Below are 24436 nucleotides of genomic sequence, written 5' to 3'. Positions count from 1 at the left end.
CGATTTGTTATGCTTTAAAATTAATTATAAAGTGAAGTACTAAGTGTTTATTTATGTGTTAAGTGTGTGCGTGCGGATCTCATACACTGGATTTATGTATCAATAAGATGAATTATTCTTGAATAAAGTAAAAGAATAAAGAAAATTTATTATTTTATTATCCTGTGGATAAAGTTAAAATAGATTTATATCTTATAAATGTAAATTACTATTTTGCTATAAACGTAAAATTTAAATATTTTTAAATTTAAGAAATGTGACTTTCCTGATGAAACATAAATATACATTACCATTCATTATACTTATCGTATGTTTATCAACAGGAGGGCTGATTTCTACCGATATTTTTTTACCGGCACTGGGCGATATGCGTCAATATTATCAAGTGACACAATCTCAAATTCAAAGTGCAGTGGCGGTTTTTTTGTTGGCATTGGCACTTGGACAGCTCATTTATGGGCCGCTGAGTGATAATTTTGGGCGTAAAAAAACACTTCTATTGGGCTTATTCTTGTGGTTATTTACGACACTTGGTGTGATTTATACGGTTCATATTCACGCTTTTCTTGTGTTACGTTTTTTGCAAGGTCTTGGTGCTTGTGCGGGACTTGTCTTAAGTCGTGCAATTATCAATGATTTGTTGGATAAAAAAGCGGCTGGAAAACTTTATTTGATTGTTTTCCCTTTTATTGGAATGTCGCCAGCACTTGCACCTTTCATTGGTGGACTTTTGATACAAGCTTTTCATTGGCAGGCAACTTTTATCTTTTTAAGCTTTTTTATATTTTTGACCATGTTGCTATGTTGTTTTGTGCTAAGCGAAACTCTACCCCCTCAAAAACGGCAGCATTTTTCTCCTGTAGGATTGATGAAGGCATATTTAGGCGTTTTCAGAAATAAACAATTTATTTTTTATGCACTTATTCCGTGTTTTTCTTACGCTGCCTATTTTGCTTATATTGTGGAGTCGCCTTTTTTACTCACGACTTTGGGGTTATCGCCGATACACATTAGTTATAGCTATATTGGTGTCTCGTTTCCCTATATTTTGGGAAATCTTTTGGCGCGATGGTTTTTTGAACGCGAGTCTATGGAAAAAACTGTGGGGAGAGGGTACATTATTTTCGTGATAGGTGGTGTGCTGTTTGCTTTGCAAATGTATCTAAGCCCATGGCCCCTTGTGACAAGTTTTATGGCTATTGCTGTTCTTACTTTTGGCAATGGTTTTTTATTGCCGTTAGGAACAGCGTTGGCTATTTCATCGCATCCGAAAGCTGCGGGAGCGGCTTCTGGTGTTATGGGATCTTTGCAATTAGGAAGTGCGGCACTCAGTGCAGCCGTTATCGGAAAAATCTCTGGTCATAGCCCACGGGCTATGGCAACTTTGTTAGCAGGGTGTTGCCTCATTGGTTTTATCATTTATATTCAAAAAGCGCGTCATTTTATGACTTCAGAAATAAGCTGAGTAAATGATAAAAAGAAAGCATTATGCGGAAATGCTTTTGATGTTTTACACAAATGGAGCACCTGTACATTAGATGAATTTTTTTTATTAAGTTGCTGGATTGAGTGGGTTTAAAATTTGTTACAAGCTTAGTTTGAGTTTAACAAATCGATTATTATGGGGGGGGAGAATATGAGCCTAGAGTTTCAACATATTTTCATTATATTGGGTGGGAAGAGTTCTGGCTCTAATGCATGTTTAAAAATAAGGGGAGGAATTGATCAATGAGCCTTCCTATTATTATTCTTTCTCCTGTAATGCCAATTTGGGATGGTGGTATTTTTTGTTCTCCATTGACAAAGCTATGCTTATCAAAAGGATTCCCTGTCACTCTGCTGGATACGCTTTCTCTTTTTCCTAAGAGTTCTCATGTTCTCAATTATTCTGCTGTAGACACTTTATCTTTTATGGCAGAAAAACTTAAAAGCTATTTTAAAGAGCCCGCAGTGCTTGTGGGATTTTCTATGGCTGGAACATTGGTACAAATATTGGCAGCCCAGCTTCCCAATGTTCAAGCTGTGCTTGCTGTGAATGCACCTGGCTATCCAGATAAGGTTTTGCAACGGCGCCTTGGAGATATTCTTGCTTCCTTAGAAAATAATGATTTATCGGGGGCTTTGGAAATACTCAATGGTTTTATGCATCCTTCTGGCATTATGAAAAAAAGAGCCTTATTGGAGATTCCTGATGAACAAAAAAGCGTGGCAATTGAACGCATGACAAGAGGCTTTAAACTCTTATTAGAAATAGATGCTAGAGATGAAATAGTTAAGTATAAGGGGAAGTTTTTAGCTTTAGTGGGAGAAAAATCGCAACTTGCAACGGTAGATAATCAGACACAAAGTCATAATCTGAATCATGAATATAAGATTATCTCTAGTGCTGGTACGCGTTTGTGGGAGGATAATCCTACTATGACGGATGCAGTCATTGATGAGTGGATGGAGGGACTATGAAAAAGAAAGTTCTTGTATTACCTGGTGATGGGATAGGACCAGAGGTTTGTGATGCTGCGCTGATGGTTTTAGAGCAATTCCAATTGCCGATTGAATTGACTTATGGTGATATTGGTGTTGAATGTTGGAAACGGGAAGGAGATCCTATCCCTCAAGCGACTTGGAAAAAAATTACTCAGAGTGATGCTATTTTACTTGGTGCTGTGACCAGTAAAGGAAAAGAAGCGGCTTTAAAAGAACTTGAGCCGCATTTACGAGAGAAAAAACTTGCCTATGTTTCTCCCATACTTCAACTTCGCCAAAAGTTAGGTTTGTTTGCGAATATACGTCCTGTAAGATACATCTTTGGTCCGAGAAAACCTTTTCATTTTTGTGTTATCAGAGAAAATAGTGAAGGCCTTTATGCTGGATTGGATTTTCGGGGTATTTCTCCTGAAACAGCCGTTTGGCTAAAACATCCAAATTTGACAAAATATGGGCTTGAGGAAGCTGCGTGGACAGTCCGTTTGCAGACACGCTTTGGTTTAGAGCGGTTATTTGAATACGCTTTTTCTTATGCAAGGAAATATAGCTTTAGGCGAGTTACTTTTGCTGATAAGCCCAATGTTATGCGAGAAAGTGGACAGTTTGCTCAGGAAATTTTTGAGAAGATTGCGCAAAACTATCCGGAAATTGAAGCAGATATTCATAATGTTGATGCGGTTGCTTTGTGGATTGCAACCAAGCCAGAGCGGTTTGGTGTGATTGTTGCTGAAAACATGTTTGGCAATATTCTCTCTGATCTTGGCTCTGGGATAATGGGGGGATTGGGGCTTGCACCTCATGCGAATGTGGGGAGCGAGATTGCTTATTTTGAACCTGTTCATGGAAGCGCACCACGTATTGTTGGACAAAATAAAGCCAATCCTTCTGCGATGCTTTATACCACGGCTTTACTCTTAGAGCATTTAGGCTTTAAAGATGCAGCAAAACAACTGTCTGAGAGTGTTGATCAGGTTATTCGTGCTGGAAAAACCGTTACCTATGATCTTGGAGGTGTCGCCTCTACCCGTCAAATGGCTGAAGCTGTTCGCAATTCTCTTGTGAATCCTATCTTTGTTTGTCGTGCGGCGATCATTACCGTTGGTGATGAACTCCTTTCAGGACAATATTTGAATACGAATTTACAAGATTTAAGCCAAAGCTTGAACAAGAGAAATATTCAAGTCACACGTCATTTTGTTTGTGCTGATCAATTACAGCAAATCAGTGAGACTGTTGTTTCTTGTCTTGGACAAGAAGATCTTATCATTATCAGTGGGGGATTGGGACCAACATCAGATGATAAAACACGCGATGGAGTTGCTCAAGCTGTAAAGCAGCCTTTACTACATCATGAAGATGTTTGGCAAACAATAAAAGGTCAATTACAACGATTAGGGATTACGGCGGATAAGAGTAATGCACGTCAAGCATTGTTTCCTGAGACAGCAACTGTGCTTGATAATCCTACAGGCACAGCACCAGGGTTTTATCTCTCTTGCGATGGAAGTACGCTTGTTGTTTTGCCTGGTCCACCATCACAGGCTCTTGCGCTTTTAGAGAATTATTTAGAACACAATGAGAAGAAATATTCTTCTGTATCGCGTGCAGAGTATGCATGGACTTTGATTGGAATTGATGAAAGTACTATTGCGCAGTGGGTTGATGATCATCTTGAAAATGAACCATTTGAACGGCATTTTTTATGGAAAAGCCCCTATGTTTTGGTGCAACTGGTTGCTCAATCAGAAGCGCTCTTGGAACAACATTTCGTGGAAGAATTTGAAAATCATTTTCACCCCTATTTGGTTGGGGCAGAAGTTACTACTGCTTGTAAACAATTAGCGATGCATGCAGAGGTTCATTGGTTGGGCAATGATCCGCTGCTTTTAAAATATTTTCAGCCCATAGAAAAAGGTAAACAAGATATTCCACTGCTTGAGGTTGAAGTGAGCCTAGAGCCTTCTTTGGAGACATTAGAAAATCAAGCAGAAAGTCTTGGACATGCTACCATAACTATACGGATGAAAGGTTATGGTGATGATCGGGTAACTTTTCCCTATACACGACCACTTTTAGGTGTCGTCTTACAAGAATATGCCGCTTGGTTGATTTTAAAAAGATATTTGAAAATGGAGAAGAAAAAATGAAACTCTATGGGGATGTAACAATATTGCTTAAATTATTAAACGTTCTATTATAGGAAGTATTTTGATCCTTTTCTTCAGTGGTTTTTGTCTATAGGGTAATTTTTCTTTTGATGTGTCATTAAATGACTTTGATTGATTCAAGATTAAGAACTTTACTATATCTCGCTACACTCAATATTTATAATGATTAATTATGATTATAAATCAAGATGTTATCTTTCATGGAGCTGATGACAAGGAATCCAGAGACTTCGTGTGCCGCAAGCGTTGTAGATAATTGAGATTCTTCTGAAAATCAAAAAGCGATGGTGTGAAAAGACAAGAAGTCGTGTCATTTACAGGAAAGCTTTGCAAATTTTATTGAACAATATGTCCGTGAAGAGTTTATTGCGAACATGTGCCGTTCTGTTATCTGATAATAAATTGCTGTAAAGAGCTCATAAAATTTTTCCTTTAAGTTTTTGTGTGATTGCATGATCGTTGGGTGTTCACTTCCGAGGGGCGATATTTTTCAATTTGATAACAGGAAGAACTATTTTTTCTGTAAGACGTGAAGATTTAAGGAGTGATCATTTTACGCTTTTGTTTTCTTTTTGATTGGTAATTTGTAGGAATTTTTTTGGGGAAAATATTTAATGTGGTTAAAAACATTTTATGCGTGTGTGGGAGAAAAATAAAAATGTGGTTTTAATTGTTGATAAGAGTGTCAATGTTTTTGATGAACAAATTTCAGTCGTAATTCTTAGTATCTAGATAGGAAGTTCAGCGGATTTTAACAGTTAGTATCCTATCTGTTGTGATGTGCAGTGGTCTTTTTAAGCAAAAAAGAAAGGGCTTTTATGTATCGGATTGATTACAATAGTTATCGTTCTGTCAAGAGTTTTAATCGTCGCGTTCGTTTTCTCGTCATGCATTATACAGCTCTTGATTTTAAAGCCTCGATTATGGCACTTACAGGAGAAAAGGTTAGTGCACACTATCTTGTTCCTGATCCTTCAGAGCAGACATATCGTGAGGCAGGCTTTAAGGATATGCGTATTTTTAATCTGGTTGATGAAAATGAGCGTGCATGGCACGCGGGTGTGAGTTCATGGGCTGGGCATAGTCATCTCAATGATGCATCTATCGGGATTGAAATCGTTAATTTAGCGACTGATTATTCTGAGTCTTCAGAAGAGGCAGTTGATTGTACGACTTATCATGATGAGAGGGATATATTTCCTCCTTATAACCCAATACAAATTGATGCAGTTAAGGAACTTGCCTTGAATATTCTGCAACGGTATCCCGATATTATGCCAACTGATGTTGTGGGACATAGTGACATTGCCATTGGAAGAAAAAGTGATCCAGGAGCAGCTTTTCCATGGAAAGAGCTTTATAGGGCAGGTATAGGAGCATGGTATGATGATGAACTAAAAAGTCATTATCAAGAGCAATTCTCTAAGAATTTGCCACCCAAAGAAGATGTTTTGGCGAAGCTAAAATGTTATGGATATGACATTTCTGCTGCGTGTACCCAAACAGGATACAAAGATTTGATCCGAGCATTTCAACTTCATTTTCGTCAAGAAAATTATGATGGGATTCTAGATGTTGAAACAGCAGCAATTCTTTATGCATTGGTTGATAAGTATTTTCCGTGAATTCAATGTGTTTTAATTGAAAATATGGCTTATGATTACGTGTAAGCCTTTTTATTATCAGGAAAGGCTGCTTTTTGCCAATTGGCTTTATGTAAAAAGGGCATTAATCGTGTAAAAAATCCCCTGTAGGGTATAAGGCGTTTTATGGAAACATAACTCTGAAAGCTCTATGATTTGCAGAGATTAAATTTTATTGTTTCTTTGTCTTATATTTTTCTTCCTTTAAAAACGCATAAAGCCAAGATGTTGCGTATATGATGACATGTGCCTTATGCAGGATAACGCTTCAAATAAAATGGACTTGTATTGTATATTTACATGCTTGTTTTAAAGAAATGTCTTTTAGTGTGTATTACAACACATATTTTACAGCGACGTTCATAGAGAATATAATCTAAAATCCTCTATGAAGTGTATCCTCATTTTTATGCTTAATAAAAGTGCCTAGCATTATCGTACACTTTGTTAGATCTCAATGTTACGACAACCCTTGGAACTGAAAACGATACATAAAAGGGTTTTCTTTACTCGTTTTTATTCACACGGCTCTCTCCGCTTGTCGTGTACAAGTGAAAGGTTTTGGTTGATTGAAACATGCAAAATTATAAATTATGATTATAAATCAAAGTGATGCAGATTCAAGAAAAATAGGGGCATTTACAGATTGCTACTGATAGGGGGCTATTCTTTAGAAGGGGAAGAGGTCAATTCATTTTTTTGAAGATATATCTCTTTTCTCTTTTATTGCTTTAGGGGATGTTTGCATCGTTTTGACAGCATGTTTCTTAATGATTAAGTTTTTTAATGAAGCAGTGTTATAAAACGTTGTGTTTTAGAGTGTTGATAGAAGACATATTCAGGCATATCAAAAACACAATGATGTCTTGTTTTTTCAATATTTTATCTGTTCAGTGTAGAATTTATTTGAGAAGATCATGACCTAAATTAACAAAGGTTAGAAGTAAATTACCAAGAAAGACCAATTTAGTCATAAAGCAAAGGGGTTATTCATGCTTTAAAGGGCAAGGAAGAGATTGTGTTTGAAGTGATGTGTAAACGCCCGTGTGAGGTGTTCTTATCAAGCATATCAGGTTAATTTTCTAAGAGTAGTTTTATGAAACTAAGGCGGTTTTTTTTCGAGAGACAAGACAATACGTATCAGGAAAAGATATTCATGATATTTGATTTCAAAAATAAAAACTGGCAAACCATGTTGCCAGTTTTTAAAAGCTGTAGCTTAAATAGGATTAGAATGAACGCTGTAAACGGATCATACCTTGAAAAGCATTTTTCTTGTTGAATAAATGTTTTTCATCATTATTTTTATCCGTTACAATGCGATCATCGTTCCAAGAAACATAGGTTAATTCAGGTGTAATCACAAATCCTGGAACCAGCGTGTATGCAATATTTACAGAAGTTGCAAAGGTTTTTACAGCACTATAAGAAACTTGAGCATTCAAATTTGCTTTTGGAGTAAGCTTGTAAGTGGCACCCGCCCAAGCAGCCCATTTACCACCCCAGTTTGCATAAATTGTTGTGCTTTTTCGTGATAACTCATCATTTTCATTTACTGTGTAGTAATCAAGGCCATTTTTATAGCCAGCCATTACCCATAGATTGAAACGATCGTTGACATTGAAATCTGCACGTACTTTTCCAGCCCACTTTTTGTAGTAAGCATCATATGCTGCAACTGCTGAAAAACCACCCCATTTTTGCATGAACTTTATACCCAAAACCACATTCGGGGTGTAATTTTTAATTGCTTTACTTGGAAGAGTACCCTCAGTGATAGAAACAAGCTTATCATCTTTATCAATGTAGTATCCTGTTATTCCTGGAAGAGAATCTGCATTATTGCCTAATTCAGCGCCGATAATAGCAGAAAAGCCGGAGTCACCACTAAAGGTGTAGGAAATAAAATTGGTGCGTGTTGTGCCGGCAGGCGCTATGCTGTCATCGTTGAGAACATTTCCATAATCACCAGTCCAGCTGTTGAAAATTGTGTCATCAAGACCTACGCGAAAACCACCCAGTTCAATGTAAGCCGCTGCAAGCTTTGCAGCAGCGTTGTCTCTACCATCCCCCCAGTTTGAATAAATTCTTGCATATGAACGAAGTGTTCCCATTTCTGTTTCCGAAGCTGCTTGAAAAACAAGGGTGAGCCGTGATGCAGCGCCATAGGTTTTTCTTTTGTCTCTTAGTTCAGTTTCGGTTGTTGCATCGATATTATCACCGCCTATAAAATCAGTACGAACATTTCCTGATAAACGCATGCAGGTTTCTGTTCCAGGGATATAAAAATATCCTTTTCCGTAGGCATCACAAACGCGAATATATTCTACAGGTTCGGGTTCGGGGATAACTGTTGAAGCAGCATGAGCTCCAGAAACAGCTAAAAAAGCTGTTGTAGAGCTTAAAAAAAGGGATTTAATATTCATATAGGATCTCCGAGGTCCGGTTAAATTTCTTCTAAAGAGTACCATTTTCCTAACGCATTAAGGACAAAGACATAAGTAAATACGCAGCACTTGTTATCTTAGCTATAACTAATCTTTTTAGAGTTTCAAATATGAAATTACCTTTTTGTAATATATACATGTACTATTCGAGATGCTGTGGTAAAAAAGACACAATTTTTGTTTTATTAACTTTTGCTCCTTATGGGATCAATAGGAGAAAAATTTTCAGATATTTGGGAAAAAAATCGAAAAAGTCTTGAACTTTCTGTTGATACCATTTATGCCTCTCTGTCGGAGAGGTGGCCGAGTGGTCGAAGGCGCTCCCCTGCTAAGGGAGTAGGGCTCAAAAGGCTCTCGAGAGTTCGAATCTCTTCCTCTCCGCCATCTATTGTTATAAAAGCAGTCGATTGTGTGTAGGAATTCTGTTTATCCCGTTGGGATTATGCCTCTCATATAAAAAGCATGTTCTAAACACAAATACACTTGTGTTGCCAATTTATGCACTTGTTTTAAAGAGATATCTTTGCAATGTGTATAAGCCCATTTTGCGACGCCAACTCGTATGGTATAAAACGCAAAAGTTTCTGTGAGGCGTATAAAGCCTTATAAAGCCACACTATTTGTATACTTATGAAGATGCAAAGAGGCATATTATATATCTGCTTTCCTGTTGTTATAGATTTTGACTATGAGAGTTCATAAAAGGCATTTTTCTTTTCTAAATCGTTTTTATTTATACGGCTTTCTTTGCTTATGATGTGCAAGCAAATGATTTTGATTGTTTCAACCATAAAGCAGATTTGAAAAGAAAGAATCTTACAATATTCGCGCTTGGCATATTATCATTATAAATCAACGTGTTACTTTATATTTTCATTGTGTATTGAAAGTTGGATGTGGCAATGCTCTCAAAAAAGTTATAGATTTCTTTTAGAAGAAAACATTGTGGGTGGTAATTTAAAAATTTTCCTCTCATAGAGACTTTTGAGAGTGTTTCATCCATCTCATGACAACCAAACCACACATGAAAAAAGTAATGGTCGGTAATATTAGGTAGTAAGATGGAGAAACTTTTGCCGGAAGAAAAGAAATAATACTCAATACTGTAATTGAAAATATTCTTCCGCTAAAAGAGACAGCACCAACAACACCGGAAATATGCTGCGTTTGTTTTTGGTTAAGTTCTGAGAAAAATAAGCTTTTTGCACCGATCGGTACAGTGCAAATAAATCCATGGATTAAAGAGAAGGCGATGACTGATGCAGCCGTTTGATGGCTATGAACTGAAAAATAGAGCGCTATGCACATCAGAGCAGAAAAGAAGGAAAAATATTTTATAGAATTCTTATATTTTTTATCAAGAACATGATACTTAGACATCAGCAAATTTGAAAAATATTGTGCTGAAAAGGCTCCAATATGGCAGCACATCAAGACGAGCATTTGCGAACCGTTGAGGTGATGAATTTTTCCCCCTGAAAGTATGATCGGTTGCCAGAAATGATAAATAATCTGAATACCAGCGCTAAAAAGGCACATGAGGAAAATAAACCATGCTCCTCCTACTGTATTTTGAAATATCCAGAGCGTTTCCTTGGCATTGTGCAAGATTGTTTTTGTTTTGGACGTTTCAATTGTCGTTTTCTTTTCTTCAGGAACAATAAGGAATATCAAAAAAATAAATCCCATCATGAGGCATGAGATGATATATCCCATAAAATATCGTCCAGAGTAGTAGATCGTTCCAATTCCTATAATCCCACTGAGAATACTTCCAAAAGAGTTAACCTGGTGGTAGAGATGAGCATAATGCGAAAAGTGATCCTGTTTATCGCCTAGAGAATGGTAAATCCATCCGTCAATGGCGCTGACAATGATACAAATGCCCGCTGCATAGAGAATTTGCGCAATAATAAGTGCCGTCATATTGGGAGCTTGAAGGCATAGAAGATAAAATACTCCTGTCATAAAGACCCCAGCCATAACGGAATATTTACGCCGATATCTGTCAGATAAAACAGCGCAGGGAAAATCAAGTAGCAGAATGGTGGTGGAAAAGACAACCTGAAGCAGAGCTAATTGCGCCAGACTAACTCCCATGGACATTAAAAAAATCGCATGGTAAACGCCGATCAGCATGCGGATAGCGTTATAGGATCCATAGGTGAGAGCAAGGGTGCGAGGTCTGTTCATTGTGTTGTTTCATAGATTGTACAATAAGAATTTTCACTAAAAAGAATATTTTTCTGTGAAAAGATAGCGGTTTCATATCCCCATTCAGGGATCAGTGGAAAGAAGGCTTCCATAACCACCCCAAAATTTAAAAGGCCTCTTAGTCTATATGGGACTTTAAAGCGTATTAATGAGAGAAAATGATGCAATTTTGAAGTGATTATGAGAAGCAACATAAGCCTCATAAATGAGATTGTTATCTTTTGAGGGGAATTGCTTGTGGGGCTGTTTCTTCCATAGTAATCATTTTGTCTAGATCTGTAAAATGACCCTAGGACGGCAAGATCATTGACATAATTAGAACTTATAGAGGTGTGTTTATTTTTTATACACCATTCACTGATCCATTCTCTTTGCTGATCAGCTGAAATAGCACAAATGATCCATAAATCGGTTTTTGGTAATTTTTTGATATCTTTTTTTATAGTCATCAACATTTGTAATCCCCCCCTTTCTTTCTGACTGTTTCTCCGTATCAATTTACGTCTAAAAATTTTTTTCAGAATTCATCTTTACTTTATTTATTAAAAAGATTGTCTCGCAAGGTGCTTTTTGATCACGTCATTACAATTAAGAATTAAATTTCTGATATAAGAGGAAGGGGGCATGATACATTGTGACTAAATACATAAATCCCTCCATATCCTGAAATGATGATTTCCTTTTGCAAAACAGTATCCTGAATGGAAGCTCGATAACCGTTACGTTGATTATGGAAATGATACCCTAAAAGAGTGCTTATGAGTGCTTGAAGATATTCTTTAGATATTACAGAAAGAACAAGAAAATAGTTTAAAAAAATCAAACTTGGAATGAAAGCTTTCATCTTATGATGGATAATGGTGAATTTTAAACTTCATCTACTGTTTTTTTGATCTACTGTGCTGTAAGAAAGATTAAACTCTCCCAATTCATGTCTCTAATTTAGGTCATTGATCATAAACATTATATACTGTCTTTTCAAATTATAACTTTGCTCACTGCTTGTCTTCACTGATTAAATCAACATTTCTCTAAAAATGCCACTTGAGAAAAATGCATCCTATCAGTTTAATACTCGATGATCTTTTAATTAATTTAAAGAAGATAACATAAAATATACGATAAAAAATGAATAAATTTCAATTTTTATAAAAAACACAAACTTTTTTACTGCTGCTGATAAAAAACAAAGCTATATTAAAAGTAGTCTTTACACCCTTCAATACCATTGATTTTTGGTTGTTTCCGGATGAAGGTTCCTTTGTTTTGGAAAGAGCGGAGCAGAGTTTAAGAGAAAAATGGGCGCGTGCGCAAAAGCTTGTCCTTGATCTCTCTTTAAGTGGGATACTAAGCCGCTTGATGGTTGAGGGCGTTCATCATGTGAACATAACGCAACCTTGTGAGGATATTTTTGTCGCACCTGATGAAGCTGTCGCTTTGGGGGATATTGTCTTGTTTGAACGGGGGCGTGCTGATTGATTTCCTCGTTGTTATTGCTGCTTAATTTCAGCCATTATTTTTCTGAAAAAGAAGCTTTGTAGGGAGAAGATCATACATGGAGTAGGGCGTAAAACGATGAAATGCATATAACTGATCCAGTAATGTTGACAATAATCGTTAAATATGTTGCTCTGGCTACCTAAACAAATGGCTAGATTGGCTTTTATTCTCTGAGATAAGTGTTACTCTCGATGAGATAGAATGCGGATGAGCGAATTATTAGTTAAGGGATTAGAGTAATGGGGGGAAAAAATAATCGTCAAGATTTGAGTTATTTCAAAGTCGCTGTATTCGGTATGATTATTATGATTTTGGGGATGGGGATCGGGCGATTTTTCTATACGCCGGTATTTCCAGTTATGTTGGATGAAGGATTGTTTACCTTTAAGCAACTTTCTTATATAGCTAGCGCTAATTATGGCGGTTATTTAATTGGGAGTATGTTTTTTTCGTTTTGCAGAGTTGGGAATATATCCCGTGCTCCCTACATGCTATTTGGTGCAGCTATAGTGACGAGTGCACTTATTTTTGCCATGGCGTTGACACCAAACTTTTACTTGGTCTTCTTTATCCGCTTTGCTGCCGGTATCGCGAGTGCGGCAATGATGATTTTTGGTTCTATGACGGTTATGCAGCATAGTCACAAGGTGTGGGTTATTGCTTCGCTCTATGCGGGTGTGGGAGTTGGTATTCTACTGGGTAATGAGTATGTTATTATTGGTTTGAGTAAATCACTGAACGCGCAAAGTATTTGGTTTGGAGCTGGTTTAATATCTGTTATATTGTTGCTCGTGTTATTTATTTTATTTCCACGTCGTGTTGATGCATCTCAATTTGCTATTAACGAGTCATTGGCACACGAAAATATCGTTTGGTGGGAACTCGCTCTGATTTATGGGCTCGCTGGGTTCGGTTATATTATTGTCGCGACATATCTTCCTCTGATGGCGAAAACATTTAATTTCCCACTACTCGCTAACCACTTATGGTCGTTTGTCGGAATAGCCATTGTTCCTAGTTGTTTCATTTGGTTATGGGGAGCCCATCGGTGGGGGGTATTACGTTGTTTGATGCTCAATTTGCTTATCCAAGGAGGATGCGTATTACTGACATTATTCAGCCAGTCTCTTGTACTGATCGTTCTCAGTTGTATAGGGTTTGGATTTACTTTTATGGGGACGACCTCTCTAGTTATGCCGTTAGCTAAGCGTTTGTATGCGCCGTATGGCATAAATCTGCTAGGCTTGGCTACCTTAACTTACGGTTTTGGCCAAATATTAGGACCTCTCTTGACGAGTTTTTTACAGTTTGGTTCACATGCCATTGCGCTTTCCGTTATCTGTGGTGCTGTAGCGCTTTTTGCTGCTGCTGGAATCTGTCAATATTGTCTTTGTAAAAAGGTCGTTGGCGTTTCATAAACCCGCAATCTTCACTAAAAAGTCGAGAGAATTTATTCCATTCTTTTTGAAACATTTTGTGAAAGTCAAATTATTCTAATAGGGGAGATTACAGAATGCTTCACTCTACAGTCGCTATTTTGGGCGTTGGTCCTCGTGGGATCAGTATTCTCGAACGCTTGCTCACACTTTATTCCCATTATCCATTTTCTGGGAACATTGATATTTTATTGATTGATCCCAATGAGATGGGAACCGGTACCCATAGTGTGCATCAGCCAGATCATTTATTGGTTAACACTGTCGCTTGCCAGATTACTTTATTTGGTGATGATACAGTTAAGGGTGTCGGGCCTATTCGGAAGGGACCGAATTTCTATCAATGGGCTATTCAACAAGGTTATCGTAATATTAACGGTGTTTTTTCTCGTACAGAGCATGATGTTGGGAGAGAAATCAAAGAAAATGATTATTTATCACGTCGTTTGTTAGGGGAATACCTGTCTTGGGCTTACCAAGAACTCACGCAAGATTTACCTTCCGGTATTCGTATTAAGGAGATCCGACAAAAGGTTATTAATCTCCATATCCACCAAGATAATAAAACGGATGTTCTTTTGGAAGATGGCTGTCGTTATAGTGTAGATTTTGTTTATATGACCACGGGTCACGGTAAGAATATATATTCATCGCATGATGAAAGCCTGCAACAGTTTGTCGCTGCTCACCAAATGAAAAATGCGCTTTTGAACTATTATTCGAATCCTTATCCAATTGAAAAGTTGGACTCTATACAATCTCAGTCTCGTGTGCTGCTGCAGGGAATTGGATTAACTAGCTATGATGTCTTGTCGCAATTGACTTACGGTCGCGGTGGGACTTTTACTGAAAATGCTGGACAATTGCGCTACATGCCAAGCGGCACAGAACCGAAGATAGCTTTATTCTCCCGTCAAACATTGCCTTTTAGTAGTCGCGGGATTAATCAAAAGGGTGGTAGTGGGCAATACATACCATCATTCCTTACTCTCGATGCAATACATCATCTGCGTAAGCAATCCAGCATTGCTAACGGTTCTCCGAAGCTGGATTTCGAAACGCAGCTTTTACCTCTGTTGCTTAAAGAAATGTGTTATGTCTATCGAAGTATGCAGCTGGGGCACTGGCTAGACCCTGAAACCTATGTTGTTACTTCCAAAGACGAGCAGTGTATTCAAGCGTTGCTGTATCCTCATCGAAATAAAATATTTGCCTCTTTGAAGGATTATACAAGATTCTTCATGGAGCATTTGAAGGACGATCTTCATTCTTCCGCTGAAGGTAATGTTGATGGCCCAGTGAAAGCTGCTACAGATGTGCTACGAGATGTCCGTGATATCTTACGTTCAGCAATTGATTTTTGCGGGTTAACGTCTTCATCTCACAAGTACTTTATTGAATATTTTAATCCAAACTTCAACCGTATTTCTGTCGGTCCACCAATGCAGCGAAACCAAGAGTTGAAGGCTCTGATGGAGGCTGGTATCGTGACTTTGGCTGGTGGACCTTCACCTAAACTTGTTCTCAATGCTAGTACCAGCCGTTTCGAAATTCAGTCTGTTTTCCAAGATGAAAACAGTTCAGTTGATGGAGATGTGCTGATCAAGGCCAAGATTGATAGTTTTTCTCCGTTGCGTGATGAGTCTCCTTTTATCAAAAATTTGGCTGCTCAGGGTATTATCCGGCCATTTATCAACCAAGGATATCATCCTGGTGGTATTGATATTGACTGTCAGCAGCATCCTATAGACACTAAAGGGCAAATACAAAATACATTATGGGTGGTCGGTAATCCAGTAGAGGGGCCAAATTTTTATACATATATTTTGCCTAGACCTTTAGTTAATTCGCGTGCACTGCGGGATGCAGGGCACTGTGTCATTGACATGTACGAGCAGCTTCTTAAGCGCTACTCAGTCAAAGATTCAGTAATTAATGTACATTGATGATGTAAAAAGCTTCCTGATACGCATGTCCTCCGTATCCGCTATAATGGCGATACTGATGCTATTCATTTTTCTTATATCTATCTCAATGAGAACTTGGTTTCTTATTCCATTGGCTGGAGTGACTGTTTTTGGTTATTTGCTTTTGACGATACCATACTGGTGGTTGAAGGGGAATGCACGCAGTGGTGTGGCCATCCTGTTGGCTTGTACTTTAGTGCTGATATGGCGTTGGTACTTGCCTGATGTTGGTACTGTGCTTGTGCGTTTTACTGATGTCTTTTGGCTATTACTCGCCATGGGATTGTTGCGCCATGTGATGAATATATGGCGTATTTCAGAATTTCTCTCTGAACGGTTGATGCGCTATGGAAAGGGTTCGCTTACCCTGTCCATCGCGATACTGACTGCGTTTCTAGCTTGGCCGATGAGTTTGGGGGTTATCCCCCTAATGATTGATGCCTTGAAGCAAAGTGTTTTTCCCTCTCGCCATTTGGCCGCTATTGTGATGCGAATGATGAGCATCACAATGGTACTGATGCCGACCAGCATCGGTGCAGCAACAGTTTTCTCTGCTATGCCTAGAACACCAATATTCACATCCGCTGCTTTGGGGATACCACTTTTTCTATTCAGTCTGTTGTTGTTGTGCATTTCTCCTGTTGTACCGCTAGCTAACCCGATTATTTGCGATGAGAGGAGAGCGAATAAAGAAGGAGAGAGAGTAAGAATTTGGATTTTTTTGATATTTTTCTGGCTAACATTTATCGTTGCATTGACAGTTATCAAGTTGAATGCACTAGAAAGCATTGCATTGACGGCGAGCATTCTATACCTCATTGAGCGTGTGAGTTCACTCAGTGTTGATTTTTTGACTCCTTTGGTGGCAGTGATACGCAGTATATCCAGTGAAATTATGTTGTTGCTAGGTTGTAGTCTGCTAATATCTACTTGTGATTTGCTTATTCCTTTGTTGCCGGTGACGTTTAGTCATTCATTGGCATCACTCTCTGTTTGGCAGCGTTATGCCTGTATTCTCTTTGTATTGCCAATTTTCAGTGTAGTAGGAATTCACCCTATGGTGCTATTTAGTTTGGCATTTCCCTTACTAGGGTCATCGATGGCTTATGGGGTTACGGATTATTTGGTTTGGATTTGCTTCTTTATTGCAGCTCAACTCCTTTCTCCTGTATCAATAAATGCTATTTTTGCTTCCAGTAGCCTACATATTTCACCGGTAGATACGAGCTTTAAAATGCATAGCTATTATGTATTAATGTTTAATCTTTTTGCGTTCATTTATTTGAGTTTTTTTATTCAATATTTGTAAATTATGGAGATCTTATGCCTTACATAAATATTAAAATTACTAATGAAGGGGTTACCTCTGAACAGAAACGGCAACTAATAGAAGGGGCAACTCAATTATTAGTTAATATTCTGAATAAAAATCCGAAAACGACTGTTGTCGTAATTGATGAAGTGGAGACAGACAATTGGGGTATCGGTGGAGTTCCCATTACAGAATTAAGAAAAGCTCAAAATAAAGAATAACTCTGTGTATTTGAAAAGAGTTTAAGGTCAATAGGGTTAATTAATGTAAAAAATCACGACCTTTAGCAACATTTGATCAAACCGCCCTTGGGGCGGTTGTTACAGCTCCTGATGCTGACAACCAAGTTTTTCCCCTCAACGAGCCTGTGTTAGTTTTTACACATGAGGGTGAGAAAATCCAAAAGCTTGGGCGAAGGGGGACAGCTCTTGATGTTATTAATGCTGTGTGCGCGCAGGGGATCGAGGCACAAATTATCCTTGTGCGGGTGGAAGAAAAGTCAACCATTGCTGAGACACAAACCGAAATGGTGGGATCAAACGCTCACCTGACCGGTGTGCACGCCTTGGCTCATGCGCGTGGGCATTTAGGTGTGGAACCTGGGATTTTACTGGCACCGGCTTATAGTGCAGGGCGGATTGACAATGGCAAAAACCCCGTGGCAGACGCTTTGGAACAGGTTGCAGAAAAGCTACAAGCGATTGCGGTTTTTGATACGGGGGGTAAAAACACGCAAGAAAGTCTTGCCTATCGTGCAGATTTTTCCTCACGCTTTTGTTATTTGATTGATCCCTTTGTACGGGTGGCAAATCGTGAGGGGGGTGTTAGTGTTAAACCGGCAAGTCCTTTTGCAGCAGCCATGTTTATCAAACGTGACAAGCAAAAGGGCGGTGTTTTTTGGTCTCCTTCCAACCAAGATGTGCATGGCATTTTAGGGACAGCACGCCCCATTAGCTATTTTGATGGGGAAATTGATCATGAGGCAAATCGCCTTAACCAAGCCGATATTGCAACCTTTATTCCAGCACGACTTAGTCAAAATGCGCATGGGCAAATGGCTGCCAATGGGCGCATTTTATGGGGAAATCATACCACCTCCAGTGATCCGCTCTGGCGCTTTGTCAATGTGGTGCGCACCCGTGCAGCCTTGGAAAAAACCATCATCAATAATTTGCGCCCTTGGGCCAATGATGAGAATCTGACTGGTCAACATGTTATTGCCATTACCCGCTCTTTGACCAGCTTTCTTGATGATATGATTGCACGCGGTGCACTGCTTGGTGGGCGGGTTTGGTTTGATCGTGATTTAAATTCAAACAGCACTTTACAACTGGGGAAATTGCGGGTGGAATTTGATGCAGAAGAAGTGCCACCTCTAGAAGATTTAAGCTTTGGCAGCCGGCGCAATAGCGCTTATTTTGACCGTTTGGCTGAAGATATCCAAAAGAAAATGACTTATCAATTTGGCGATACGCTTGAAACTTATCGCAAAGCAGCAAGGAGTTAAAGCATGACTTTACGCATTGTACGCGGTTTTACCTTGATTGTTGATGATGATGTGAATCTTCACCTTGATCTTGAAACATTGAAACTGCCCACGTTGGAAGAAATCACTGAAACCTATCAACCAGGGGGCTCTGATATGCAAATTGATGTGAGCGGTCTTGGTGTCAAAGCACTTGGCTTGCAAATGAAAATCCGCAGCCATACCCCCGAAATTATCGGCATCTTTGGTGGTCCTCCTGGTCTTCGTCATAAATTCACAGGCAAAAAACATGTGATCTCTGAAGAAGATGGGCGTGAGCATGAACATTCCATTGATGTGACAGGGCGGTTGGTCAAAGTGGATAGCGAAGGCTTAACAGCTGGGAAAGCCACAGGCTATGATTGCGAGATCAAAAATGTTTGGGATTATACGGAATTTTGGGATGGTTCTGTTTTGCACCGCTTTTCTTTTAAACGGGGCGGCTGGCTTGTCCGCAACGGGCAAGAGATCGGTTCTCGCCGCCGCTCTATTCTCAACTTATAAGCTCTCATTATTGATAGGGTTCTCAATTTATAGGAATTGATCATGACAAGTTTACAAACCAGCATTGACGTGGAATTGCAGGTTCCATTTCTTTATCAAGATAAAAGTGGCAAAGAATCTCTATGCAAGAAACTGACCTTTTATCGCCCCACTTTTAAGCATGCCAAGCAATTAGCGGTGCTCATTGGACCACAATTGACAGAGCTGCTGCTTCCTGAGTTTGGAGAGCAAAAAACAACTTTGAGCAATGATGTGCTTATCACGAAGCTTTCTCAAGTTTTGTTCACAAGTGAGGCAACAGAAGGCATCACAGCACTTTTGGCTGATATGTCACGTGAATCTATTGAATTGATTGATCGAGTTGATGTGATGGATATTGTCGCAATATTGAAGGCTTTTTTTGCTTTTTTTACGCAACGCCAATCCTCTCTGCCAGACAATTTGGGGCAGAACTAGCCCTTTATTATCACTGGGCGCCTTCAGAGATTAACCAGATGGATTGGCTTGATGTGATTTCCTATCGAGAAGAACTCGCGCACCTTAAAGCTCAAGAATATGAAAGCCAAATATTAGGATAAGATGCGATCATGGATGTTTCCCTTGTTGTGCGTTTTGTTAATCATCTGCAAGAGGGGATCGCTTCTGCTAAGCGAGACTTAAGAGCCTTTAGTTTAGATGTTGCGCATTTCCAAAGCCAGACACGAAAACATTTTAAAGGGTGGTTTGACCCTGAGCATCTTAAGAAAGCTACAGCCCATGCAGAAAATGCTTTTATCCATGCGCGTGGACGTATGGTGGGTGCCATTGCGCAAACAGCAACCTTAATTGCACCGCTCTATAAAGCCATGCAATTTGACCAATCGATGAAGGGACTAGAAAAGGTTCTCGATGCCCCCCTTGATCGCTTAAAAGAATTGCGTCGTTTTGCCCTTGAAACTTCCACCAAGATTCCGTTAGCGGCGCGTGAAGTCTTAGAATTGATGACCAGTGCCAGCCAAGCAGGGATTGGCGAACAAGATCTGGAAGCTTTTAGCATTTATGCCGCTAAAGCAGCTGTAGCTTTTGATATGACGGGGGATCAGATTGGGGAGCGCTTTGCCAAATTGCGCAATGTCTTTAAGCTTAATCAAGCAGGCATTGAAGATCTAGGCGATGCTATCAATCATCTCTCGAACCACATGGCGGCAAAAGCCAGTGAAGTGTCTGATTTTACCAATCGTGCCACCGGTGCGGCAACCATGTTTAAGTTGACAGCCCGCGAAACCGCGGCATTTGGTACAGCGATGATTTCTGCTGGGATTGTTCCAGAGAGTGCTGCGCGTGGTTTTAATGCCATGAGTGCGCGCATTCAGGCAGGGGGCAAACATATTGAAGATGCTTTTGCCAATATTGGGCTTTCCCGCGAAAAATTCATGCAAGATCTGGACAAAGATGCCACCGGTACCTTGGTGCGCTTTTTTAATGTGTTGGGCAAATCCGAACAAGGGATGCGTTCGCTGATTGCCATTGCGGGGCGCGATTTTACCGGCGATTTTGCCAAATTGGTGGGCAATCCCGAATTGTTAGGGCAAGCTTTAGATTATGTGAAAGATCCACAAGTCTTTAAAGGTTCTGTAGAACAAGAAGCAGACAAACAAGCAACCGGTGCCATGCGGCAATTTGAACTCTTGCAAAACCGTATTGTGGCTCTGGGCATCACCATTGGTGAAGTGCTTCTGCCTCCTCTCAACAGTCTCATGGAAACTGTTGGTAATTTTACTAATGGGCTTATGGCGTGGGCGAATGCCCATCCCACTTTAACAAGCGCCATTATCAAAACCATTGCTGCCCTGATGGCTTTTAATATTGCTCTACGGGTTTTGCGCTTTACTCTTGCCGGTACACGCCTTGGGCTTCTTCAATTGATGGGCTCTTTTATCAAGATGGGTGCTGTTAGTCGTGGTGTTGCTGCAAGCTGGCGGGGCTTAGCAGCCGCAGGGCGCTCGCTGGGCTTGCTAACCGCGGGTCTTGGGGCAAGTTCACTCCGACTCTTACGCCCCATGACCTTGTTGGTCGGGGCTTTACGGGGGATTGCTGTCTCAGGAAGTGCATTTGCTGCTTCTTTTGGTTGGATCGGGACAGTGATCGAAGTGGTTGGAGCTGGTATTGCCTCTGTTGCGGGGGCTATTTTTACCCCGATCGGGGCGGTCATTGCTGCTGTTGTGGCGGTCATACTGGCTGCTGGTTTTGCTTTGTGGAAATATTGGGATCGTTTTTCTTCTTTTGTCAAAGGTTTTGCACGGGGGGTATCTCGGGCTTTTGGGCGTGCCTTTGAAGCCGTCATGCGCTTTTTTGGTGCCGATACCACCACCATAACCAAATGGAAAAATATCATTGCTGCTGCGTTTGATTTCTCTCAAACTTGGCAAAAGTTTAAACAAGGACTTTCCTCTGTTGCCGAGTGGTTTGGCAATTTGTGGGAGGGCGTTAAACAAAGCTTTTCCAACTTTTGGCAATGGTTGAAGAGTTTTTTTACACAGGAAAAGCTCTCGGAGAGTGCCAAGGCTGGTATGGAACAAGCGGGCGAAGATCTAGCTAATTCGATTGTCGATGGCTTTATGTCGTCTATCTCACAATTGATGGATTATTGTAAATCTTTGCCTAGCCGCATTAAGGGGTGGATTGGGTCGATTGATGTAAGAGAGTTTTTGCCAAGTTTTTTGGGGGGTAAAACAGCCATCCAACCCATCGTGCAATTTGCGGGAGCTTCTCCTGTAAATTCATCTGCGAGAGAGCAAAGAGACAAAGACCGTTCCCCCATCACACACAATCAAAACGTCACAGTGCATGTTAATGGGGCGCGTGAACCCATGGCCACTGGTCGTGCGGTTGCCCATGCTTTGCAACGGGCACGCGCCAATGCCCTGCATGGCGGGACAGAATGAGGGGAGGGAGCCTATGAGAGATCCTTTGATGATGTTAGGACCACATCTCTTTTACGTGGACTGGCTAAATTTCCAATCCTTTGAAGAAGAGTTTTCTGCCTCATGGGTTTGTATGGAGCGTTTTGGCAAGGCACCCAGTTTGCAATTTACTGGCTATGGCAATGATGCAAAGACCATTCATGGAGTTTGGTTTCCAGAAGAATTTGGTGACCGGGTAGCGATAGATGCCATCACTACAACTATTCGAAGAGCAAAGCCGGTCCAGATGCTTCGTTGGATTAATGATACGACCTATAGTGTCCTTCTCCATGGATCCGTAGTAATCACCACGATCAATAAAGACCATGACTATATCAGTCGCTCTGGTCAATCCCAGCGCATCCGCTATTCCATTACGCTCTTGCCCTTTTTTAATGGCGGAAAACCACAAGGACAATACCAAGAGAGACAAATCCAAGTGGGACAACCTCTATGAAGATACCAGAAAAACATGTTGTTGTAGAGCTAGAGGATATGAGCCTCGATCTCCTTTGCTTTCACCATGCCATGGCAGTGTTCAGAGACCGGAGGAAAGCTGGTTTACTCAAAGGCTATTTAGAAGCCACACTGGAAGCTAATCCAGAGATTGCCAAATATGGTGTGTTTTTACCACGGGGCTTAAAGGTCATTCTGCCTGAATTTGTGTTGTCTAATCCCCAAAGCATGGTGAAGCGGTTATGGGATTAATGCGTACACACCCTTTTATTATGGTCAAGGTGGGAGACAAACCTGTTCATGAGGTTTTTTACCAGCGTCTTTTAACGGCAACCATTACGGATCATGCGGGCAATGAAGCCGATACATTTGAAGCAGAGTTTGACGATAGTGGCAATGATTTAGAGGTTCCCTCAAGCAACAGTGCGCTACAGGTGATCTTTGGCTATGAGAACAGCATCAGTGCCTTTATGGGGTGTTTTGTTGTGGAGTCAGTGGTCAGTTGTGGTGGCAGTGATGGAGAGATCTTGCGCCTTTGTGGCAAAAGCGCCTCGATGCGTAAAGAGCTCAAAGAACAGGTGAGTGAACATTTTGACCACAAAACTGTTGGTGAGATTGTTGAGACACTTGCCAAACGCCATGGCTATCAAGCAAAGGTCAGTCCTCAATTTACCAAACAAACTTTGCCTTATGTGATTCGTACAGATCAATCGGCGGTTGATTTTTTAACCCGCCTTGCCGATCGCATGCGGGCGCGTTTTTTAATCAAAGACAATAAGTTTTTATTTTTAAGCGGGGATAATTTACCAGCACTCGAACTTCATAAGCACGACTGTTCCAACTGGGAATTTACATTAGAGCCACGTACGCAATATGGCACCATTGAAGCTTCTTATTTTGATCGCTCAAAAGGGCAGCAATGCCAAGTCAAACATCAGACAGGGTTTAGCGGTCCCGTGCGGCGTTTACGGACTTGTTACACTTGTGAGGAGGAAGCACGAGCTGCTGCTGCTTCCGAGTCGGACAGGTTGTGTCGTGCTGTAGGCAGTGGCTCCTTGACCTTAGAGGGGCGTCCCGAAATCATGGCGGATCAACCTCTTTTATTGCAAGGGTTTCGTGGGCAAATCAATGGACCATGGAAAGCTGCAACCGTCACCCACCGCTATGAAAAACAAAGCGGATACACAACAGAAATCACACTCGAGGCACCAAACAAGGGAAAAGAAAGCAATGAGAACATTGAACATGCTAAAAACAGAAAATCCAAGAGATAATTTTGCTTCTTCTTTTCGTCAACTTCCCCATAATATTGAAGCGGAACAGGCATTGCTTGGAGCAATCCTGATTAATAATAATGCACTCGATCGCGTTTCAGACTTTCTCAAAGCAGAACATTTTTTTGAAAGGCTACATCAAAAGATCTTTGAGATTGTCTTACAAATTATTCAAAATGGTCATCTTGCAAACCCCATTACAATCAAGCCCTATATCCAAATGGAAGAAAAAGTTGGAGATATTACTGTATACCAGTATGTTGTTCGCTTAGCCACAGAGGCAGTCACTATTATTAACGCTGAAGATTATGGACGCGTCATTTACGATCTTTTTATCCGCCGGTCTTTGATTAATCTTGGCAATGAAGTTGCCAATACAGCCTTTGATGCGCCTGTCGAACTTACACCTTCCCAACAAATTGAAACAATTGAAAATCAGTTATTTGAGCTCGCCGAAAAAGGAAAATATGGAGGTGGGTTTGAAAACTTTGATACAGCCATTGCAAAAGCACTTAACATGGCAAGCGCTGCGAAAAAGCGTTCCTCACAGCTTTCAGGGATAGC

At 40.2% G+C, this 24436-nt stretch carries 19 protein-coding genes, 1 tRNA gene and 1 pseudogene; 18 read left to right on the top strand and 3 right to left on the bottom strand.

Annotated elements, in window-relative coordinates:
- Positions 1-268 precede the first annotated feature (268 nt).
- From ACFIN0_RS07605 to ACFIN0_RS07590, 4 genes are all read left to right on the top strand, one after another.
- Entirely contained in the window at positions 269-1465 is a 1197-nt protein-coding gene (locus ACFIN0_RS07605) for a multidrug effflux MFS transporter (protein ID WP_375702244.1), read from the top strand.
- A gap of 263 nt (positions 1466-1728) precedes the next feature.
- Entirely contained in the window at positions 1729-2460 is a 732-nt protein-coding gene (locus ACFIN0_RS07600; protein ID WP_375702243.1) for an alpha/beta fold hydrolase, read from the top strand.
- On the top strand, positions 2457-4631 hold the full coding sequence (locus ACFIN0_RS07595) for an isocitrate/isopropylmalate family dehydrogenase (protein ID WP_375702242.1): 2175 nt from the start codon (positions 2457-2459) through the stop codon (positions 4629-4631). The genes ACFIN0_RS07600 and ACFIN0_RS07595 overlap by 4 nt, the downstream gene beginning before the upstream one ends.
- Before the next feature lie 839 nt (positions 4632-5470).
- A complete protein-coding gene (locus tag ACFIN0_RS07590) occupies positions 5471-6277 on the top strand; it encodes an N-acetylmuramoyl-L-alanine amidase (protein ID WP_375702241.1) in 807 nt (268 codons plus the stop codon).
- A gap of 1247 nt (positions 6278-7524) precedes the next feature.
- Here ACFIN0_RS07590 and ACFIN0_RS07585 read toward each other — a convergent pair.
- Positions 7525-8721 (bottom strand): porin, encoded by a 1197-nt coding sequence (locus tag ACFIN0_RS07585; RefSeq protein WP_375702240.1) that lies wholly within the window; start codon positions 8719-8721, stop codon positions 7525-7527.
- Positions 8722-9035: 314 nt separating this feature from the next.
- Here ACFIN0_RS07585 and ACFIN0_RS07580 point away from each other — a divergent pair.
- Positions 9036-9126 (top strand) — tRNA-Ser (locus tag ACFIN0_RS07580).
- A gap of 588 nt (positions 9127-9714) precedes the next feature.
- On the opposite strand, the gene ACFIN0_RS07575 is transcribed toward ACFIN0_RS07580, so the two are convergent.
- Both ACFIN0_RS07575 and ACFIN0_RS07570 read right to left on the bottom strand, forming a co-directional pair.
- Positions 9715-10935 (bottom strand): MFS transporter, encoded by a 1221-nt coding sequence (locus ACFIN0_RS07575; RefSeq protein ID WP_375702239.1) that lies wholly within the window; start codon positions 10933-10935, stop codon positions 9715-9717.
- Complete coding sequence (locus tag ACFIN0_RS07570) at positions 10932-11405, bottom strand: hypothetical protein (RefSeq protein WP_375607414.1); 474 nt, start codon at positions 11403-11405, stop codon at positions 10932-10934. The genes ACFIN0_RS07575 and ACFIN0_RS07570 overlap by 4 nt, the downstream gene beginning before the upstream one ends.
- 781 nt (positions 11406-12186) lie before the next feature.
- Here ACFIN0_RS07570 and ACFIN0_RS07565 point away from each other — a divergent pair.
- From ACFIN0_RS07565 to ACFIN0_RS07505, 13 genes and pseudogenes are all read left to right on the top strand, one after another.
- A pseudogene (locus tag ACFIN0_RS07565) lies at positions 12187-12435 on the top strand (baseplate assembly protein); the annotation flags it as partial.
- Positions 12436-12695: 260 nt separating this feature from the next.
- Entirely contained in the window at positions 12696-13874 is a 1179-nt protein-coding gene (locus ACFIN0_RS07560) for a YbfB/YjiJ family MFS transporter (RefSeq protein WP_375682364.1), read from the top strand.
- Positions 13875-13969: 95 nt separating this feature from the next.
- Complete coding sequence (locus ACFIN0_RS07555; RefSeq protein ID WP_375702238.1) at positions 13970-15838, top strand: FAD/NAD(P)-binding protein; 1869 nt, start codon at positions 13970-13972, stop codon at positions 15836-15838.
- Between the two features lie 88 nt (positions 15839-15926).
- Entirely contained in the window at positions 15927-17168 is a 1242-nt protein-coding gene (locus tag ACFIN0_RS07550; RefSeq protein WP_375682363.1) for a hypothetical protein, read from the top strand.
- A 14-nt stretch (positions 17169-17182) separates the two neighbouring features.
- Positions 17183-17392 carry a 2-hydroxymuconate tautomerase family protein gene (locus ACFIN0_RS07545; protein WP_375607418.1) on the top strand — a complete coding sequence of 70 codons (210 nt, stop codon included), beginning with the start codon at positions 17183-17185 and terminating at the stop codon, positions 17390-17392.
- 146 nt (positions 17393-17538) lie between these two features.
- Positions 17539-18678, top strand: a complete 1140-nt coding sequence (locus ACFIN0_RS07540) for a phage tail sheath family protein (RefSeq protein ID WP_375702237.1) — start codon at positions 17539-17541, stop codon at positions 18676-18678.
- Between the two features lie 3 nt (positions 18679-18681).
- The gene (locus tag ACFIN0_RS07535; RefSeq protein WP_026500782.1) at positions 18682-19200 is read left to right on the top strand and encodes a phage major tail tube protein; all 519 of its coding nucleotides are present in this window, start codon (positions 18682-18684) and stop codon (positions 19198-19200) included.
- A gap of 42 nt (positions 19201-19242) precedes the next feature.
- A complete protein-coding gene (locus ACFIN0_RS07530; RefSeq protein ID WP_375702236.1) occupies positions 19243-19656 on the top strand; it encodes a hypothetical protein in 414 nt (137 codons plus the stop codon).
- A 131-nt stretch (positions 19657-19787) separates the two neighbouring features.
- Positions 19788-22124 (top strand): phage tail tape measure protein, encoded by a 2337-nt coding sequence (locus ACFIN0_RS07525; RefSeq protein ID WP_375702235.1) that lies wholly within the window; start codon positions 19788-19790, stop codon positions 22122-22124.
- 13 nt (positions 22125-22137) lie between these two features.
- Positions 22138-22599 (top strand): phage tail protein, encoded by a 462-nt coding sequence (locus ACFIN0_RS07520; RefSeq protein ID WP_375702234.1) that lies wholly within the window; start codon positions 22138-22140, stop codon positions 22597-22599.
- Positions 22596-22850, top strand: coding sequence for a tail protein X (locus ACFIN0_RS07515; RefSeq protein ID WP_375702233.1), 255 nt, complete (start codon positions 22596-22598; stop codon positions 22848-22850). Before ACFIN0_RS07520 ends, ACFIN0_RS07515 begins: the two co-directional genes overlap by 4 nt.
- A complete protein-coding gene (locus ACFIN0_RS07510; protein WP_375702251.1) occupies positions 22850-23872 on the top strand; it encodes a phage late control D family protein in 1023 nt (340 codons plus the stop codon). The genes ACFIN0_RS07515 and ACFIN0_RS07510 overlap by 1 nt, the downstream gene beginning before the upstream one ends.
- Positions 23829-24436, top strand: a 608-nt coding sequence (locus tag ACFIN0_RS07505) for a DnaB-like helicase N-terminal domain-containing protein (protein ID WP_375702232.1), incomplete at its 3' end; no start/stop codon positions are given. The genes ACFIN0_RS07510 and ACFIN0_RS07505, both read left to right, overlap by 44 nt.

It is taken from the genome of Bartonella sp. AA89HNZF, assembly GCF_042196905.1.
GTDB lineage: Bacteria > Pseudomonadota > Alphaproteobacteria > Rhizobiales > Rhizobiaceae > Bartonella.
Note: the sequence above shows the minus strand (reverse complement) of the source record. Positions and strands in the feature narration are given on the sequence as shown.

Excerpts from the sequence above, each read along its gene's own strand:
- ACFIN0_RS07605 (WP_375702244.1), top strand. The coding sequence starts at position 269 with ATGAAACATAAATATACATTACCATTCATTATACTTATCGTATGTTTA.
- ACFIN0_RS07600 (WP_375702243.1), top strand. The coding sequence starts at position 1,729 with ATGAGCCTTCCTATTATTATTCTTTCTCCTGTAATGCCAATTTGGGAT.
- ACFIN0_RS07595 (WP_375702242.1), top strand. The coding sequence starts at position 2,457 with ATGAAAAAGAAAGTTCTTGTATTACCTGGTGATGGGATAGGACCAGAG.
- ACFIN0_RS07590 (WP_375702241.1), top strand. The coding sequence starts at position 5,471 with ATGTATCGGATTGATTACAATAGTTATCGTTCTGTCAAGAGTTTTAAT.
- ACFIN0_RS07585 (WP_375702240.1), bottom strand. The coding sequence starts at position 8,721 with ATGAATATTAAATCCCTTTTTTTAAGCTCTACAACAGCTTTTTTAGCT.
- ACFIN0_RS07575 (WP_375702239.1), bottom strand. The coding sequence starts at position 10,935 with ATGAACAGACCTCGCACCCTTGCTCTCACCTATGGATCCTATAACGCT.
- ACFIN0_RS07570 (WP_375607414.1), bottom strand. The coding sequence starts at position 11,405 with ATGACTATAAAAAAAGATATCAAAAAATTACCAAAAACCGATTTATGG.
- ACFIN0_RS07560 (WP_375682364.1), top strand. The coding sequence starts at position 12,696 with ATGGGGGGAAAAAATAATCGTCAAGATTTGAGTTATTTCAAAGTCGCT.
- ACFIN0_RS07555 (WP_375702238.1), top strand. The coding sequence starts at position 13,970 with ATGCTTCACTCTACAGTCGCTATTTTGGGCGTTGGTCCTCGTGGGATC.
- ACFIN0_RS07550 (WP_375682363.1), top strand. The coding sequence starts at position 15,927 with ATGAGAACTTGGTTTCTTATTCCATTGGCTGGAGTGACTGTTTTTGGT.
- ACFIN0_RS07545 (WP_375607418.1), top strand. The coding sequence starts at position 17,183 with ATGCCTTACATAAATATTAAAATTACTAATGAAGGGGTTACCTCTGAA.
- ACFIN0_RS07535 (WP_026500782.1), top strand. The coding sequence starts at position 18,682 with ATGACTTTACGCATTGTACGCGGTTTTACCTTGATTGTTGATGATGAT.
- ACFIN0_RS07530 (WP_375702236.1), top strand. The coding sequence starts at position 19,243 with ATGACAAGTTTACAAACCAGCATTGACGTGGAATTGCAGGTTCCATTT.
- ACFIN0_RS07525 (WP_375702235.1), top strand. The coding sequence starts at position 19,788 with ATGGATGTTTCCCTTGTTGTGCGTTTTGTTAATCATCTGCAAGAGGGG.
- ACFIN0_RS07520 (WP_375702234.1), top strand. The coding sequence starts at position 22,138 with ATGAGAGATCCTTTGATGATGTTAGGACCACATCTCTTTTACGTGGAC.
- ACFIN0_RS07515 (WP_375702233.1), top strand. The coding sequence starts at position 22,596 with ATGAAGATACCAGAAAAACATGTTGTTGTAGAGCTAGAGGATATGAGC.
- ACFIN0_RS07510 (WP_375702251.1), top strand. The coding sequence starts at position 22,850 with ATGCGTACACACCCTTTTATTATGGTCAAGGTGGGAGACAAACCTGTT.